The organism is Streptomyces sp. NPDC008313 (genome assembly GCF_042956125.1).
Lineage (GTDB): Bacteria > Actinomycetota > Actinomycetes > Streptomycetales > Streptomycetaceae > Streptomyces.
Window position 1 is genome coordinate 189525 of sequence record NZ_JBIBFR010000004.1, and the last position, 16829, is coordinate 206353.

The 16829-nt window shown below is 69.8% G+C and carries 14 protein-coding genes and 2 pseudogenes; 9 read left to right on the forward strand and 7 right to left on the reverse strand.

Annotation, left to right across the window (positions count from 1 at the left end):
• Positions 1-7: 7 nt before the first annotated feature.
• Positions 8-3313 carry a type ISP restriction/modification enzyme gene (locus ACFY93_RS07450; RefSeq protein ID WP_391354429.1) on the reverse strand — a complete coding sequence of 1102 codons (3306 nt, stop codon included), beginning with the start codon at positions 3311-3313 and terminating at the stop codon, positions 8-10.
• 430 nt (positions 3314-3743) lie between these two features.
• Here ACFY93_RS07450 and ACFY93_RS07455 point away from each other — a divergent pair, with 430 nt between their 5' ends.
• Positions 3744-4538 (forward strand): N-formylglutamate amidohydrolase, encoded by a 795-nt coding sequence (locus ACFY93_RS07455; RefSeq protein WP_391354430.1) that lies wholly within the window; start codon positions 3744-3746, stop codon positions 4536-4538.
• Between the two features lie 102 nt (positions 4539-4640).
• Here the strand turns inward: ACFY93_RS07455 and ACFY93_RS07460 are convergent, their stop codons facing one another.
• Positions 4641-5966: a PASTA domain-containing protein gene (locus ACFY93_RS07460; protein ID WP_391354431.1), complete on the reverse strand. Its 1326-nt coding sequence runs from the start codon at positions 5964-5966 to the stop codon at positions 4641-4643.
• A gap of 372 nt (positions 5967-6338) precedes the next feature.
• Here ACFY93_RS07460 and ACFY93_RS07465 point away from each other — a divergent pair, with 372 nt between their 5' ends.
• Positions 6339-7157 (forward strand): SAM-dependent methyltransferase, encoded by an 819-nt coding sequence (locus tag ACFY93_RS07465; RefSeq protein ID WP_391354432.1) that lies wholly within the window; start codon positions 6339-6341, stop codon positions 7155-7157.
• Positions 7158-7882: 725 nt separating this feature from the next.
• Here the strand turns inward: ACFY93_RS07465 and ACFY93_RS07470 are convergent.
• Positions 7883-8107, reverse strand: a pseudogene (locus ACFY93_RS07470) (hypothetical protein); the annotation flags it as partial.
• A 127-nt stretch (positions 8108-8234) separates the two neighbouring features.
• Here ACFY93_RS07470 and ACFY93_RS07475 point away from each other — a divergent pair.
• From ACFY93_RS07475 to ACFY93_RS07485, 3 genes are read left to right on the forward strand one after another with little or no spacing between them, the layout of a single operon-like run.
• Entirely contained in the window at positions 8235-8651 is a 417-nt protein-coding gene (locus tag ACFY93_RS07475) for a hypothetical protein (RefSeq protein WP_391354434.1), read from the forward strand.
• Between the two features lie 47 nt (positions 8652-8698).
• Positions 8699-9055 carry a hypothetical protein gene (locus ACFY93_RS07480; protein WP_391354435.1) on the forward strand — a complete coding sequence of 119 codons (357 nt, stop codon included), beginning with the start codon at positions 8699-8701 and terminating at the stop codon, positions 9053-9055.
• On the forward strand, positions 9052-9558 hold the full coding sequence (locus ACFY93_RS07485) for a hypothetical protein (protein ID WP_391354437.1): 507 nt from the start codon (positions 9052-9054) through the stop codon (positions 9556-9558). Before ACFY93_RS07480 ends, ACFY93_RS07485 begins: the two co-directional genes overlap by 4 nt.
• Before the next feature lie 165 nt (positions 9559-9723).
• On the opposite strand, the gene ACFY93_RS07490 is transcribed toward ACFY93_RS07485, so the two are convergent.
• Together ACFY93_RS07490 and ACFY93_RS07495 are read right to left on the reverse strand one after the other, a co-directional pair.
• Positions 9724-9927: a DUF397 domain-containing protein gene (locus tag ACFY93_RS07490; protein ID WP_391354439.1), complete on the reverse strand. Its 204-nt coding sequence runs from the start codon at positions 9925-9927 to the stop codon at positions 9724-9726.
• Entirely contained in the window at positions 9924-10754 is an 831-nt protein-coding gene (locus ACFY93_RS07495; protein ID WP_391354441.1) for a Scr1 family TA system antitoxin-like transcriptional regulator, read from the reverse strand. Before ACFY93_RS07495 ends, ACFY93_RS07490 begins: the two co-directional genes overlap by 4 nt.
• Positions 10755-10945: 191 nt before the next feature.
• Here ACFY93_RS07495 and ACFY93_RS07500 point away from each other — a divergent pair, with 191 nt between their 5' ends.
• Positions 10946-11506 carry an ATP-binding protein gene (locus ACFY93_RS07500; RefSeq protein ID WP_391354797.1) on the forward strand — a complete coding sequence of 187 codons (561 nt, stop codon included), beginning with the start codon at positions 10946-10948 and terminating at the stop codon, positions 11504-11506.
• A gap of 169 nt (positions 11507-11675) precedes the next feature.
• Here the strand turns inward: ACFY93_RS07500 and ACFY93_RS07505 are convergent, their stop codons facing one another.
• On the reverse strand, positions 11676-11840 hold the full coding sequence (locus tag ACFY93_RS07505; protein ID WP_391354443.1) for a hypothetical protein: 165 nt from the start codon (positions 11838-11840) through the stop codon (positions 11676-11678).
• 548 nt (positions 11841-12388) lie between these two features.
• On the opposite strand from ACFY93_RS07505, the gene ACFY93_RS07510 reads away from it, so the two are divergent.
• Entirely contained in the window at positions 12389-12826 is a 438-nt protein-coding gene (locus tag ACFY93_RS07510) for a hypothetical protein (RefSeq protein WP_391354445.1), read from the forward strand.
• Between the two features lie 111 nt (positions 12827-12937).
• Complete coding sequence (locus ACFY93_RS07515) at positions 12938-13636, forward strand: hypothetical protein (protein WP_391354446.1); 699 nt, start codon at positions 12938-12940, stop codon at positions 13634-13636.
• Between the two features lie 266 nt (positions 13637-13902).
• Here the strand turns inward: ACFY93_RS07515 and fusA are convergent, their stop codons facing one another.
• A complete protein-coding gene (gene fusA / locus ACFY93_RS07520; protein ID WP_391354447.1) occupies positions 13903-15987 on the reverse strand; it encodes an elongation factor G in 2085 nt (694 codons plus the stop codon).
• Positions 15988-16657: 670 nt separating this feature from the next.
• On the opposite strand from fusA, the pseudogene ACFY93_RS07525 reads away from it, so the two are divergent.
• Positions 16658-16828 (forward strand): annotated as a pseudogene (locus ACFY93_RS07525) (TetR family transcriptional regulator); the annotation flags it as partial.
• Position 16829 lies beyond the last annotated feature (1 nt).

The window sequence follows — 16829 nt, forward strand, 5'->3', positions numbered from 1 at the left end:
TCACGGCTCAGCCGTCGGGGAAGAGCCCGTCGACCGCCGGGTACCGGGGCTTGCGTGCCGAGGCCGGTACGGGCAGGACCCCCGCCGACATCAAGTCCCGCTCCGTCACCACCGGGCCGTCCAGGACCTTGGTGAGCAGGGCTTCCTGAGCGGGGGCGAGGTCGGTCAGGCGGCGCAGGACCGAGAGCAACTCGATGAGTTCGCTCGTCCACTCGGGAGGCCAGGCGTCCACATGGATGTCGTCGAGGGGACTGGTTCTCTTGCTGTTGGGCGAGGCCTTCCGGTAGCCGAACCACTTCTTGACGACGGGCATTCCGCCGACGTCGTACGTCCACACCGCTTCCGGAACGGGAGTGAGCACCCCCTCACCGAGGTGCAGCGTCTCCGACTCGGCGTCGTGTCGTATCCGTTCGGGGAGTATGTCGCCGATGTGGGTGATGTACCGCACCCTGCGAGGCTCTCCGGACGTGAATCCGACGTCGCCGGCCGGGCGGCCCTGTGCCGGGTCGGCGCACCGGGCCCCGAAGGTGGACGCCCACAGGACCTGGCGGCCGAGGGCTACGGCGTCGTCCCAGAGGGCGGCGTCACGGGTGAGCGGAAGCCGTACACCGGGGGTCAGCAGTTCCTCGGTGAACCGCTGGGTGAAGGCGGAGTGCCCGGCGACGGCGACCGCGTACGCCGCCAGGTCCTCGGCCTCGATCCGGGCGCGGCCGAGTATCCGGGCGAGGTGGGGCAGGAGGCCGGCCGCGGTGTTGGCGGAGCCGTCGGGGTGCAGGAGCGGCATGATTCGGCCGCCGCGGCCGTTGAAGTGATCTGTGTCGGGGATCAGATGGGTCGCGACCAGCGCGGGGCCCGAGTCGATCGGATGCGACGACTGCTGGTTGAGGAAGAGCTGCCCGCCGCGCCGGGCCGCCGCCCACAGGTCGGGGCGCGGGCGGTCGAGTGCGCGGTTGTCGGCGATGAGGTGTTGGCGGTCGAAGCTGCGCAGGGCCATGCGTACGAGGTGCGGTGCGGTGTCGCGTTCCTCGGTGAGCGGGTTCCTGGGAGTGGTCTGGCCGGGTAACGGGGCCCGCTTGCCCGCCAGAGTCCGGTCACGCGTCTCTTTGAAGAGTTCCGCCTGGCGGGCCGGATCGGACTCGCGCACCAGCGTCGCCCACCGGCGGCGCAGGATGTCGGCGGAGGGTGCGCTCACCCAGGAGCGGTTCGCCTTCGAACCCGGGCTGCCCCAGGGAAACAGGTCGTTGAGCTCGGGAAAGTCCTCCCAGTCCGACTCCGTCACCGGCGTCAGCGGCCGTGTCGATTGCGTGTGGGTGTCCCGCCATCCGTCGTCGTCCAGCCGGATCGCCCGTAACTGGCGGTACTTCTCCGCGCGCTTGCCCGACACCGCCCGGTAGTGCACGTGTGCCCGGTGCGCCGGGCCGCGCTCCACTCCCGCACGGCGGACGAAGACGAAGATGGCGAGTGGCTGGGCGACCCCCGGAAAGACGCGGGTGGCGACGTCGGAGCGCTGGCCCTCCGGTGAGAGGTCGACGATCCACCCCTCGTCGCAGGTCCGCCGCAGATAGTCCCGCATGCCGCGTCCGCCGGGCCCCGTGGCCCACCCGGATGGGGTGATGAGGCAGACCACTCCGTGCCGGTCCTCGGCATGGGCGTCGAACACCTTCCAGGTCGCCCACCGCCAGAAGTACACGTACATGTTCTTGAGGATGTGCTCGTAGCGGCCGTTGCCCGCGCTGCGGAAGTCGTCGAGCAGCGGCGACTCCCCACGGTCCGCGCGCTTCTCCACCCAGCCGCCGCGGCCCTCCGCCTTGTCGTCGTACGGCGGGTTGCCTGCGACGACGGTGATCGGGGTGTGCGCCTTGACCTTGTTGGCGCGTCTGCGCGACTGGGCGAGCGCGTCGTACGTCGAGGCCAGGTACTCCTCTTCGGCGTACGGGTTGTCCAGGGTGTCCGTGACGAAGAGGTTGAGGCCGCCCGCGGGCACCGGCACACCGTACTTCTTGAGCAGGTCCGAGGCGCGCAGTTCGGCGACGGCGAAGGATCCCATCTGCAGTTCGAAGCCGTACAGGCGGGAGGCGAGCCGCTGCACGGCGTCGCGGGCCATCGCCGGCCCGTGGCGCTCGGCGGCTTGCTCAGCGACCCGCTCGATGACGGTGTGCAGGAACGTACCGGTGCCCATGGCCGGGTCGACGATCCGTACGTCGTCGTCGGCGAACCCGTGTTCCCGGCCGAGCCTGGTGCGCAGGACGTCCTCGGTGAGGCGGATCATCTCCTCGACCACTTCACGGGGCGTGTAGTAGGAGCCGCTTCGCTGGCGCAGGGCCGGGTCGTAGACCGTGAGGAAGTGCTCGTAGAGGTGGAGGTAGGCGTCCCGGTTCCCGCTGCGGACGGCCGGCCAGTCCACCTGCGCGACGGTACGCGTCAGCAGGTCCAAGGTGACGGTGAAGCGTGCGTTGACGTTGTCCGTGAGGAGCTGGAGCGCCTTGCCCATGAGGGCGTGTCCGTCGTCCAGGCGGCGGCCGATCTCGTGGAAGGAGCCGGGCGCGAGCGGAATGCCCTCCGTGTGCGCCAGGAGGAGCGAGAAGGTGACGGTCTGGGCGAACCCGTCGGCGAAGGTGGCGTCGTCGGCGGACGGGAAGAGGTAGCGGCGCCAGTCGTTCTTGAGGCCGGTGAAGGGCCGTGCGCGCATGTCGTCGTCCGGTGCCGACGATCCGGCCTCGGCCATCAGTTGTTCCAGGACGGCGGCCCGCAGCAGTCTGCACAGACGGGCGATCTCCTGGACGAGGCGGGCGACATGCCGGATCGGCTCGGGCTTCCACCCGAGGAACTGCTGCAGCAATGAGTCGAATGCCAGCGGGTCGGGAATGCCGAGCCTCTCACCCGCGCTGCGCAGTGAACCAGCGAAGAGGACTGTCTCGCCGACCTGCTGACCTCCGCGGAAGAGCCGCCACTCCGTGCCGTTCGAGTACAGCAGATTGGGCAGATCCCGCAGCTTGTGCCACTGCTCCCGGTTATCGCGGCCGAAGGTGTCCGGATCGACGGACAGCCCTGGGCGTTTGAGTTCGACGTAGCCGCTGATCTTCCCGTCCACGCTCACCGCGTAGTCGGGGCGGACGCCGAGATCCGGCAGCGCGTACTCGTCGTGCCAGCTCACCCGGTGCTGTTCGTGGTGCTCGCTCACCGCTCCCAGCAGGATCTCCAGCGGCCCCCGGATCGCGGCCTCCTGGCCACCTCCCCCGGACAGCTTGTCCTTGCACAGGCCACCGAACTGCGAAACGGCAGCACGAAGCCACCCATACTGATCCCCACCCACGGTCCCCCCAAGGACACGATCACTGACACCGGCGTACGGTCCCCGGGCCACCCTCACCGTGTCCATGCTTGATCAGGACACGGCGGTGCGTCAGCCCTTCGGACGGCAACTCCGGTGGTAAACGCCTTCAACAGGGGGCGCCCGGGCGTGATTTCACGCCCCCAGCGCCCTCCCGACAGGGCACCGCCCCCTTCGCCGGTGCGGCACCCGCACGGTCACCGAGGAGTATCGAAGGCCCCACTGACCGCTGTGAACCCTTTCAGGGAAACGCACTTCGAAAGCACTGTCAACCACTTGACCGGCGATGGGTACTGTATATGATCACGATGCCGGAGTGGCGCCGTGGACAGCGGCGCCTGATCCGCCGGGCGGGAGGCGCGCTTGCCTCTCGACGTACGATCCACATCGACCGACTGCGAGACGAACCCAGATGACCGAGCCGTCCCCCTCCTTCCACCTCCTCCCCGGTGCCCCCCACTCCCCCGTCGTCCTGCACGTCCCGCACTCCTCGCGGGTCGTACCGGCGGAGGTGCGGGGCGGGATCACGCTCGACGACGCTGCGCTGGAGCGGGAGTTGGACCACATGACCGACTCGCACACGGCGGAGATCGCGGCGGGGGCGGCTGCCCTGGTTCCCGAGGCGACGCCCTGGCGGTTCGTGAACCGGCTCTCCCGCCTCGTCGTCGACCCCGAGCGGTTCCCCGACGAGCGGGAGGAGATGCTCGCCGTCGGCATGGGGGCGGTGTACACGGGGACGTCGCACCGGGGTGAGCTGCGGGCGGGTGACTTCGACGGGCGCCCGCTCGTCGAGCGGTACTTCCAGCCGTACGCCGAGGCCATGACCCAGGCTGTCGGTGAACGTCTCGACGCCGTGGGCCGGGCCGTCGTCATCGACGTGCACTCGTATCCGACCGAGACCCTGCCGTACGAGCTCCACGGCACCGGGCCCCGCCCGCCGGTCTGCCTGGGCACGGACCCGTTCCACACCCCCGCCGGGCTGCTCGCCCACGCCGAGGAGGCCTTCGCGGGCTTCGGCGGGACGGGGATCGACAGCCCCTTCGCGGGCACGTACGTACCGCTCAGGTACTACGGCAAGGACCCGCGGGTCAGCGCGCTGATGATCGAGATCCGCCGGGACGTCTACATGACGGAGCCGGGAGGCCCGGCGGGCCCGGGACTCGACACGCTGGCGGAGGCGCTGGCGCACCTGGTCGAGAAGGTCTAGCCGACAGGCACCGCCGCCCAGGGCCTGTCCGGCGGGTCACGTCGCTGCGCCCCGCCGGCGCCTGGCGGGCGCCAGGAGGTGCGGCCGTCCCCTCCCCCTCCCTCATCCGGAGTTGTAGCCCCACCGGGCGTGGCCGTCCTTGCCCATGAAGCACTTCGCCGGCCTCCCGTCGGCCGTCGTCGCCGTGGCCCCGACCGGAGCGCAGTACTGGCCGAACCCGACGCCCCCCTGGCTTCCGCCACCGGTGCCACCACCTGAACCTCCGGAGGACCCGCCGCTGGTGGAGCCACCGCCGGAACCACGGCCGGACGAGCCCCCACTGGTACCGCCGCCCGAGGTGGTGCCGTACGAGGGACGCGGCTTGGGTTTCGGCTTGGGTTTCGGCTTCGGCTTGGGCTTGGGCTTGGGGCTGGGTTCCGCGCAGGGGTCACCCGGCCCGATCAGCCAGAGGTCGACCAGGGTCCCGGTCGTGACCTCGGTGTCGGGCGTCGGCTGCTGTCGGCACACCCGCCAGTCGGCCAGGTCCTTCGGGTCGTTCTCCATACGCTTGCCGGTATGGGCGTGGAAGGTGACCGTGCGAGCGACGCCGAGGTCTTCGAGGGTGCGGGCAGCATCGTCGAACCGCTCCCCCACCAGGTTCGGCATGACGATCCGGCGCGGACCGTGCAACCGTGCAGGACACCGTTCGTGCTCCGGAACGGCGTACAGGGCCAGGGTCCTGGACGAAGGGCGAACCGACGCGTAGGCGGAGGGGCTCTGGAAGCAGACCTGCCAGTCGGCCGCCGTGGACGTCACCGGCCGGTGGGGGGAGGCGGACGCGTCCGATACCCGCACCTTTCTCCACGGTTGCAGCCGAGCGTTCTTGACCGCAGTCGTGACCGGAGTCCCGCGGAAGTCGGCCACCGCCACACTGGGCTCCGTGGACGCCTGGGCCGCGGGCTTCTCCTCGTCGGCGGGACCCTGAGTCAGGCCGGCGACGAGCACCCCCGCACCGGCCACGCCCACCAGGACGGGGTGCCGGCGAATCCAGGCGAAGGCTCCGCCACCGGGCCGGAGGGGGGAACCGGGCGGCAGGACCTCGCCCGCGGCCTCGAGAAGTCTGCCCTTGGGATCGAGCTTCGATCCCCAGAGCTTGTGCGGCTTTCCGTCCACGAGGACGTCGACCGTGTCCGTCAGGCCGTGGGCGCGGCGGAGTATGCGCAGGGGCGCGGCCACGCGCGCCACTCTGGGCGTCGTCGTGCCCCGCAGCAGGACGAGGCCCTTCCCGGTGAAAGCGGCGTAGCCCCAGCCGTCGTGGTAAAGGGCACGGACGACTTCCCCGGGTACGAGCGCTCCCAGCAACGCCTTCGCCTGGTCCTCGGACAGGGAGATGCTCTCGCCTGCGGCCGCTAGGGCGGTTCGCCAGTCCTCGGCCAGTGGATCCGTCATCTTTTCCCGCCCGGTCGTTCCGTTCCCAGGACGCATCGAGCTGTACCCCCAGCGCCTCACACACCGGGATAGTAATGGGTGCCGACCCACTTCCGAACACCAGTACCAGTGATCTAGAGCACCCCTGACCTGCACCGATTGCCCTGAGTCACGGGGATCTGATCGTGTGCCCGTGCCCGGGTCGAGCCGACGGTCCCCTCCTCCTCCCGCCCCGAGCGCGGGCTCACCGGGGACGGTGGGAGACGGAGGCGCACCTGGTGTTCGACGGACGTACGCAGCACCGTCCCGGGGCGTGCCAGGATGACGTCCTGACGGCCACTCAACACCCGGCGCGCGGTGGTGAGATGTCAATCCAGGACGGAGCCAGCCCGCATGACCTCCCCCAGCACCGGCGACACCGGCGCCCCGGCGTACACGATCGACACGAGCAAGCCGCACCCCGCCCGGATGTACGACTACTTCCTCGGCGGGAAGGACAACTACGAGGTCGACCAGGAGGCCGCCGAGAGGTTCATGAAGGTGGCTCCGGAGGTACGGACCGGGGTCCGCGCCAACCGGCACTTCATGCACCGCGCCGTCCGGCACGTCGTGGCCGAGTTCGGGATACGGCAGATACTCGACGTGGGCACGGGTCTGCCCACGGAGCCCAACGTGCACCAGATCGCGCAGGCCGTCGCCCCCGAGACCCGCGTCGCCTACGTCGACAACGACCCGATCGTCAGCGCCCATTCGATGGCTCTCATGGGCAGGACCGACACCTCCGTCGTCCTGGCCGACCTGCGGGACCCCCGAACCGTCCTCGACCACCCCGAGGTGCGCAGGGTCATCGACTTCGACGAGCCGGTGGCGCTGCTACTGGTGGCCGTCCTGCACTTCCTCTCCGACGCGGACGACCCGGCCGGTATCGTCGCCACGCTCCGCGACGCGCTGCCCACCGGTTCCTGCCTCGTCCTCTCGCACGCGACGGGCGACCTCCACGACGACCGGCGTGAGGACGCGGCGGCCGTCTACAAGAGCGCCAGCGCCACCATGAACCTCCGCCCCCACGCCCAGGTCCTGGACTTCTTCGGTGACTTCACCCTGGTCGACCCCGGCCTGGTCCAGGTCCCGGACTGGCGCCCCGAGCAGCCCGCGAAGAGCGACACCCCGCCGATCGGCATCTACGGCGGGGTGGGCCGCAAGAACGGCTGACCAGCAGCCGCCCGAATCGCGCGCGATTCGGGCGGCTCGGCGTTGCAGGGGGCGTGGTGGAGCGAGGCATCCGCACCTGGCGGCGTGCACGGCCCTGCACACACTTCGCCTGGGGCGCCCAGCTCAACTGCTGTGCTGGAAGCGCACAGGCTCGTCGAGTACGGTGCGGGCGCTCTCGACGGTACTCCCACCTGAGATACGGCGCGAGGAACGCTGTCAGCCAGACGGCGGTAGATGCTTGGACATCCGCAGGGGCAACGGCGATCAGAGCGATCAAGTTCTGACACTCCTGCTCGAACCATCCCTCGGCCTCCTTTGTCGTACTGAAGCGCGGGGAACGTGGCTCGCGCAGGATAGTTCCTCGACCTGCTCGTCGCGCCCGGTGAAGGCGGACGAAGCCGGCGGCAGGCCGGATATCGCGGGGGTGGTCTGCGGCGGCAACTGCACCGTGAAGTCGCGGCCTTGGATCACTGCGTTCAAGAACACCCCGCCACTGATGTGGTTCGCCACCGGTCTGCCTGCTTCTTGTTCACCGTGGGGGACTACGCCCGCCATCAGGTCAGCCTCGCGCGGTGGGCGTTTCAGGGCCAGGGTCAGCAGGGGGCGCGGGTGCGGCGGTGAAGGAGGTATGCGAGAAGTCCCGGCCGATCAGTGTCGCCCGTAGAAGGTGCCGCCACTGATCGAGTTGTTGACCGCACCATCACCGGAGCACACTTGTCGTGCTTGACGACCCCATGGGTAAGTGCCTTCTTGGGTAGCATCTTGGCGACATGCTCCGCCATCGCCGCCGCGACCTTGCCCACGGCAACGTTCGCCGACTGGATGCCGAACATGACGCCGAAGAAGAGCGTGAGCACCCCCTTGGTCGCGTCATCGACCTCGTCTCCCTCACCGGCGAACAGATCGGGCCAGCTGTAGAGATAGGCGAGTTCCTGCGCGATGCGCAGCATCAGGCATACCTCGCCGACGCGGTACGGACCGTGTCGGCCGGGCCGGTTCCCGGCTCACCAGCTCTTTGCGGCCCTGACTGCGCCTCACGTAAAGTCGCGGCATCTGATCACACTCGGGGGAGAGATCATGACCGAAGACGACATGTTGCCGGGCGGTGCGGCGCCGACCCGGATGCGCCTGAACCATGTGGCCCCGTTCGATGGCGGGGGAGGATCGCCGTCCGGCGGCAAGGATCTCGCTTCGAGCCCCGCGGAGAAGAAGAAGGCAGCCGAGGCGATCGAGAAACACCTGGAGCCTGACACCCACAGGGACGGTACCCAGGCGCGTGAGAGCACGGGGGCAGCCGCACGGGAGTTTGAGGGGTGGCTCACCGGACCTGCTCTGAAGACCGCGCGTAAGACGTGGAGCGGACAGCTCACGACGCTGATGAACCGCCTCGGCTCGGAGAAGGCCGCGTTGCGCGCCACCAACACGCTGCTGCAGAACACGGACACCGGCGTGGAGCTGGGCGTCCGCAAGTCCTCCGCGCTCGATTCGTTCTGATCGCGCATGTCCGACCGAACCGGCGCTCCTGGAACAGGAGTTCAGTCATGGTGACGTACTACGAGATCATGGGCACCGACCTGTCGAAGCTCACCGCTGCTGCCGACGACTGGGCCGCCATGGCCAAGGACTTCGACAAGCTCGCGCGGACCTACCACCATTGGGACCGGTACAACTGGGACGCCGGCAAGTCGACCGACTTCCCCGGAGGCGTGACAATCCCGGACTCCGAGATGGGACGGTTGCACAAGACCGGGCTTGCTCGGGAGTTCGACATGCGAGGCAGTAGCTCCACCTACACTAGCGACCTGAACAGCGATGCGGGACCGACAGTGAACCCGCCGGACCAAGGACGAGAAGGCACCCGCGGCGACGTCTCGCGCGGCGCCGAGGAGAACCGATGACGACCAGACGAGGTGCCCTCCTCATCGCGGCTGTGGCAACCACTCTTCTGCTTTCCGCCTGCTCCGGTCCGGACACGGACGATCATGTGACCGACGGGCGCACCTCGGTGTGGGACGAGAACGCGGGTGCGCCCGAGGTGTCGGCGTTCATGAACGTGACGGTGCCCAAGGACGCGACCGAGGTCAAGGGAGCCGTACAGATCAACCCCCAGGAGGACCTCTACATCCTCACGTTCGTCACCAGTGAGAAGACTGCCGAGGGCATCGCGGCGGACCTTCACCCCCAAGAACCGCTGAAGGCGGAGAAGGTCGACTTCGCCCGCGACGGAGACCTCTTCACGCACCTTGGACTGGCCGAGCCACAAACGTTGAAGGGAGCCCGCTCGGCCGGGGTCTGCCCCCCGTGCGTGAACGACCATCGCCGCAAGAAGGTGCAGTGGATCGACATCTACGTCCACACGCTCAAGGACGATCGGGCCAGGGTCTATCTGAAGGCGTTCTGACCTCGGTCCCAGCCGAGCACGGCACCGGACCCGAGGCGGACGTTGACCGCCACACCGGCCCGGGCATCCGGCGAGCAGGGTGCCTGGGCGGCGGTAGGTGTTGCGGGAGCAGATGTGCGCGGGGCCCTCGGCAAGCGGTGCGCTTGCCCAGGGCCCCGCGTCTGTTCAGAGTGCCGCGAACTCTACGAAGGTCGCCCACGCCGTGGGTACTACGGTGAGTGCGGCGCGGGTGGTGTCCTTTGAGTCGCGGACGTGGACGGCGCCCGTCCCAGCGGCGACCTCAACACACTGGCCTCCGTCGCCAGCGCTGTAACTGCTCTTAAACCATGCCAGGGCATCGGTGTCCGGCCCCGCCTTTTCCCCGCTCATCTCTCTCCCAGCAGCTTCTCGATCAACGTCAACGATTCTGTCGGAGTGTGCGCCTGCGCGCGAAGGATCCCGTACGTACGCTCCAGTGCCCGCACCCTGTGACGCTCTGTGTGCACACGACTGTCGCCTTGTACCTCTGTGTACGCGATCCTGCGCCCATCCTTGACCTCCATCAAGGTGAACGCTCCAGCAAGTCCAGCATGTTCCTGGCGAGACAACGGCATCACCTGGATCACCACGCTGCGCTTCTCCGCCATCAACATGAGGTGCTCCAACTGACCTCGCCAGATGGCCTCTCCTCCGAGTTTCCGGAGCAGGACAGCCTCCTCGATCACGAAACTCAGATGTGACGTAGGGCGTCGGGAGAAGATCTCCTGCCGCGCCAAGCGGGCCGCCACTCGCTGCTCAATGACCGCTTCATCCAGCAGCGGTTGCCACATGGCAAATACCGCTCGCGCGTACTCCTCCGCCTGCAACAGACCATTGACCAGCTGAGTGTCGTACACATGCAGCTCGACGGCCTCGGCCTCCAACTTGGCCGCGTCCCGGAAGAACGCCGGATACTGAGCCCGAGCCACTTCCTCCTTGCTCGCGCTCAACACCCCACCTGCTTCGAGCACTTCATCTACCTGGTCGATGAACTTCGGCGGCGGGATACGTCTTGCCTGCTCGAACGATGCAATCGTGGAGGCCGAGTACCCGGTCATCGAACCGAGCCTCGCGCGGTCCAGGCCCGCTCGCTCCCGGAACAGCTTCAACTGCCGGCCGAACACGCACAGCATGCCCGTCCCGACCTCGTACTCTGGCTGCTGAACCTCGTCGTCCACGCCACAACTCCTCTCGTGCACCCGCCCAGTCCGCCAACTCAGGGCCCGTCAACCGGTCACGCTCAATACCACGTACAAGCGCACCGACAGCGTGTACAGCCCGTACCCGTCAGCCCATCGCTCCTGGTCAACGCTACGCAGAGTCCGACACCGTTGACCCTATGAAGTCAGCAACTCCTCCGAACGGGCATATGCCGCAGCACTCCGCACCCGAACACGAGTTCGCCATGCGGTTCACCTCGACCCCGCGCGGCGCCCGCCTCGCCCGTCGGCTCGTCTCACATCGCCTGGACGACTGGGGCCACCCCTACACGACCCCGATCAACGAGACGCTCACCCTCATCACCGCAGAACTCACCGCCAACGCCGTACGCCACGGCCACGTCCCCGGCCGGGACTTCCACGTCCAACTCATCCTGGTCGAGGACACCTTCCGCATCGAAGTGACCGACACCCGCGCCGAAAAGCAGCCCCCGGCCAGTCCCCCGGCGACCTACCCGCATTCCGAATCCGGCCGGGGCATGCTTCTGGTCGCCGCCCTCGCGGACGACTGGGGCGTCAGCCCTCGCCCGGCCGCTCCGGGCAAGACCGTGTGGGCGGAGCTGCACGTACGGACAAAGGGCCACCCGCTCACGCACCGAGTGGCCCCTAAACCGACGGATATCGATCTGCTCCTGACTACTGCTTCGCGACTGCGCGACGACCTCGGGTCGCGGCCGGAGGACGCCAGCCACGGAGGTCATCGTCCGTGAGTCCGTGCTCGCCCTGCTTCTGCTGGCGATAACCGGCGAAGAAGTCCGCCGGGGAGCCGCTGTCTGGGCTCAAAGGTCTCCGGGCCCCCGGGTTCCCGGGTCTCCGGGTCTCCGGGGCTCCGGGGCTCCGGGGCTCCGGGTCCCTGGCCGGCCGTCGGCCGTCCGCCGGTCAGCCGTAGCAGGCCGGCAAGGGTTCCAGCCCTTCGGGCACCCCGTACTTGAGAACCGCCGTGTACGCCTCCGCGATGTCGCAGCCCTTGTCGAACCACGGGAAGGCGAACAGGCTCCAGACCACGAAGATGACGACAAGCGTCGAGCGCGTCCCCTTTGACATGTATGCGATTATTCCGCCCCGATCACCGGAATATGCCGTACCGGCCTGCGAATCCGGTACCGCGTGACACGAACCTGGGGAGCGGCGGCTCCGGAGGCCCGTACCCGCTCGGGCCGACGTCCACGCACCCCCGCCCGCGCACCCCGTCCACGCACCCCGTCCGCGCCCTGTCCCACCTGCTCTGTCTGCGCCACACTGGAGCCGCTCGGGGTGAGGTGCGGGTTGTCCGCGAGGGCGGGCTCGGTGGGTGAGGTGGGGGGCGCTGTGACGTACGGACCGTCCGACGACGAGATCCTCGAGGTGATCCGGGAGCGGCTGGGGACTTCGTTCAGGGCGAAGACGGGAAGCGCACCCCGAGCAGGCTCCCCCGGCCGGTCCGCGTACAACGGCCGGACGAGCGGGTGGACTGCAAGGCGTGCGGTACACCCGGTAGCGCGTGCGCCGGTTGCGGCGGCTGGGGGAAGATCCCCTGCCCCGACTGCAAACCGCCCGGCCGGATCACCTGCGAGGCGTGCGGGGGCCAGGGAACGGAGCGCTGCGGCACGTGCGTGGGCAAGGGCAGTCTGACGTCCTGGCACGAGGGTGTCATCAGATGGACCGCGCGGACGGATTCCGTCAGCGTCCCGGAGTCACGCTCCCGTGCCCTCAAGTCCGCGGTGGCCACCGCGTCCTGGAGCGACGTCACGCTCGCCGGTCATGAACCACTGCCCGACGACCTCGCCCCCGACCATCGAACAGCCGTCGAGGCGCGCCTCGCCCGCTCGGCACCGGAGAAGGACGAGGTGGCCCGCGAGATCCACATCCGCCATCTGCCCCTCGCCCGGGTACGACTCGACCACGACAGCGACCGCTTCTTCTTCGTCTTCCCCGGCCCGGTCGGGCTGAAGGCCGTCGAGCGTCCCTCCGAAGAGCGGGTGCGCCGCCGAGCAGCGATCGCCGTGGCGTGTCTGCTCCTCGTGGTCCTGGTGGTGTGGCTGGTTCGTTGAGCGGCGCGTCCTCCCCCGGTCGCCGGAGCAGCGGAGCGGCGCAGCGGCGAACCAACCCCGCCCCGGTCCACCGGCGACCTCATTGTCAGTGGCGTGCGCTTCCATGGGGACATGACGGTTCATGATGTCGCTGCCGCCCTCCCGGATGTCTCCACGCTCCGGGAGCTGTGCCTGTCCATCGCGGTGTCGGAAGCGGCGGTGAATCCGCGCGGCGAGTACCGGTACTACTCCTTCGACGCCGGTTGGTCCGAGACGGAGGAAGTGTTCTCGATGCGCAATGGCGGCGGGGACGAGTTCGATGTCGTCTTCTCTCCGGCAGGCGTGTACATCCGGGGCTTCGACCACGAGTCCCGGATGAGCCCGTACGCCGAGGACACCGTCTGGCCCGGTGTCCTCGACTCGGTGCCCGAGGTGTTCCGGGAGTGCGTGGACGAACCCGCGTGGGTGGACGACGGAGTACCCACGGTGACCTGCTGTGTGTGGCGTGAGGCAGGCGACGACCGGTGGCGCGCCGGTCGCATCGAGTTCCCCGCAGGAGTCTCGGATCCCGACGGGTCCCAGTGGTTGTTCTCCCTCCTCCTCGATCCACGCCCGGAGGCTTTCCAGTCGTTCGCCGAGGACTACTACGAGCGGGCCGTCGACGTGGAGGCCGTGCGACACATATACGGACACCGGGAGTTGACGCCGGACGTGGCGGAGCGGCTGCAACCCGGGGCGTCGGGGGTGCCCGGTGGGCCGTTCGCCGGCCTCGTGAAGGAGGCGGCGCGCATGGGATACCCGGTCGTGCCCCGCACCGGGGCCGCCCTCTGACAGCACCGCAGATGTCCGGGCGCGGCCGGCGCCTGCGCAGCGGGGGCGCGGGAGCGAGCCGATGGGCCCGCCCGCGGGAGGCGGGCGGGCCCATGGCCGACGGCGGGCGGCCTCGTGCCGACGGCGGCCACGTGCTGTCGGCCGATTGGCGGCCGGCGGATTGGCGGCCGGCGGCAGCCTCGTGGCCGACCGTGACCGGCCCCTAGAGGCCTCAAGAGACCCCGAGAGGCCCCGAGAAGCCCCGGAGGGGCCGGGGCCGGTCTTCGTCAGCCGACGTCGGACGAAGCCGGCGCCGGGGCGTAGCCCGTGGGGCGGGTGGTGAAGGTGCCGCGGCCCTGGGTGCGGCTGCGCAGGCGGGTCGCGTAGCCGAACAGTTCCGCGAGCGGGACCGTGGCCGTGATCACCACCGCTCCGCCTCGCGTGACCGAGCCCGAGACCCTGCCCCGCCGGGCGGCCAGGTCGCCCAGGACGCCGCCCATGGCGTCCTCGGGCACGGTGACCGTGACCTCGGCCACCGGTTCCAGCAGGAGCATCGCGCTCGCGCGCAGCGCCTCACGGAGGGCGAAGCGGCCCGCCGTGCGGAACGCCATCTCCGAGGAGTCCTTCACGTGCGTCGCCCCGTCCGTCAGGATGACGGTCAGGCCCGTCACCGGGTGGCCGCCGAGGGGGCCCTCGGCGAGCGCGTCCCGGCAGCCGGCCTCGACCGCGCGGACGTACTCCTGCGGTACCCGGCCGCCGACGACCGCCGAGCGGAACGTGAAGCCCGTCGTGCCGCTCATGCCCTCACCTCCGTCGTCCAACGGCTGTACGTCCAGTACCACCTGCGCGAACTGGCCCGCTCCCCCGTCCTGCTTCACGTGGCGGTACGTCCAGCCCGTCACGCCCTTCGCGACCGTCTCCCGGTACGACACCCGGGGGCGGCCGACCGTCACCGGCAGGCCGTGGGCCCGCCGGATCTTCTCCACCGCCACCTCCAGGTGCAGTTCACCCATCCCCGACAGCAGCGTCTGGCCGGTCTCCGGGTCGGTGCGGATCACCAGGGACGGGTCCTCCTCGACCAGTCGCGCCAGCGCCGTGACCAGCCGGTCGGCGTCGGTGCTCGTGCGGGCCTCCACCGCCACCGAGACCACCGGGTCGGCGACCGTCGGCGGCTCCAGGACGAGTGGTGCCTCCGGCGCGCACAGGGTCGAGCCGGCGCGGGCCGACTTCAGCCCGACCACCGCGACGATGTCCCCGGCCACGGCCAGGTCCAGCTCCGAGGTGCGGTCGGCCTGGACCCGCAGGATGCGGCCGATCCGCTCCCTGCGTCCTGCTGTCGCGTCCCACACCGTCTGCCCCTTCCGGATCGTCCCGGAGTACACGCGTACGTACGTCAGCCGACCCGTCGCGGTGGCGCTCACCTTGAACGCCAGTGCCGCGAACGGCACTTCGGGGTCGGCGGCCCGTTCTTCCTCCGCGTCGTCCACGGCGCCCCGTACCGGCGGAACGTCGAGCGGTGACGGCAGGTACGCCACCACCGCTTCCAGCAGCGGCTCGATCCCGCGGTTGCGGTAGGCCGAGCCGCACAGCACCACCACGCCGTCGCCGGTACGGGTGAGGTCCCGCAGCGCGTCGGCGAGCGTCCGCTCGGTCAGCGCCGCGTGTGCGCAGTACTCCTCCAGGGCTGCCGGGTGCAGTTCCGCCACCGCCTCGTCCAGGTGCCGTCGGCGGCGGTGCGCCTCGTCGCGCAGGTCGTCCGGTACGGGGCCCTCCGTGGCCGTGTCGCTGCCGTCGGCCCAGGTCAGCGCCCTCATGCGCAGCAGGTCGACGACGCCGGTGAAGCCGTCCTCCGTACCGATCGGCAACTGGACGACCAGTGGAGCGGGATGCAGCCGCTCCCGGATGGACGCGACCGCCGCGTCCAGGTCCGCGCCCGCGCGGTCCAGCTTGTTGACGAAGGCGATGCGGGGCACGCCGTGCCGGTCCGCCTGGCGCCACACCGACTCGCTCTGCGGTTCCACCCCCGCCACGGCGTCGAACACCGCGATCGCGCCGTCGAGCACCCGCAGCGACCGTTCCACCTCGTCGGCGAAGTCGACGTGTCCCGGGGTGTCGATCAGGTTGATCCGGTGGCCGTCCCAGGCGCAGCTCACCGCAGCCGCGAAAATGGTGATTCCGCGGTCGCGTTCCTGGGGGTCGAAGTCGGTGACCGTCGTGCCGTCGTGGACCTCGCCGCGCTTGTGCGTCGCACCGGTGAGGTAGAGGATCCGCTCGGTGACGGTGGTCTTGCCGGCGTCCACGTGGGCGAGGATGCCCAGGTTGCGGACGAGGGTCAGGGGGCTGGTGAGGTGACGGTTCAGGTTCGTACGCACGGCGCGTGGCCTTTCGGGTGATCCGGAAAGTGCTCCGGAAAAATCCGGAACAGGGCAGCGCGATTCCCGGACGAAGAGGGCGCGGAGCACGGAGCGGCGGGCCGGAGGCAGCGCTGTCGGCGCCCGCACCAGCCTTACGGACAAAGGCTGTTGAGGCGGGCGGACGAGGGTTCCGCGAGGCCGGGCGGTCAGGCTGTCGGGCGTTCGTCAGGGGGTCCGGGGCCGGCCGCGCAGCCGGCACCGGGCGGCCGAGGACACCAGGATCACCTCGTACTGTGACGGGGGGACGACGACAGCGGTGCGGTATCGCACGGCCGGGCTCCCCTCACTCGTCACGGTGCGCGCCGCTCCCCAGGGGGCATGGATGCCCAGGTGATCGGCGGCGCGCGATGCGTGACGAGTCTAGGGAACCCGGCGGGGCGGGGCCATCAGGTTTTCCCGTTCAGCTCCGCACGGCGGGCTCGGCCGCAACCGCGGTGCTTGTAGCGGCACTTGACGCTTCGTCGACCGCCGGTGCCGCCGCCCCCGCGAGCCGCCTGACCCGCTGGGCGTGGACCGGGACGAGCACTGCCGCCAGCGCCGCGCCCAGGCACAGGAGTGCGAGCAGGGCGAAGTCGTGGGTGTAGCCGGAGTCGTACGGCAGGCCCGAGAAGGGCGCGGAGGCGTCCCTGGAGGACATCGCCCGGAACGTGCCCAGCAGGCCGGAGAGGCACGCGCCGACATCGACTTCGACGACCTGCTGCGCATGGTCGCCGGCATCGCCTCGACGAACTTCCTCGACGACGCCCAGCGCGACCGCGTCCTCACCGTCGCCCTCGACGGAGTACGCGCCGTCCGCTGAC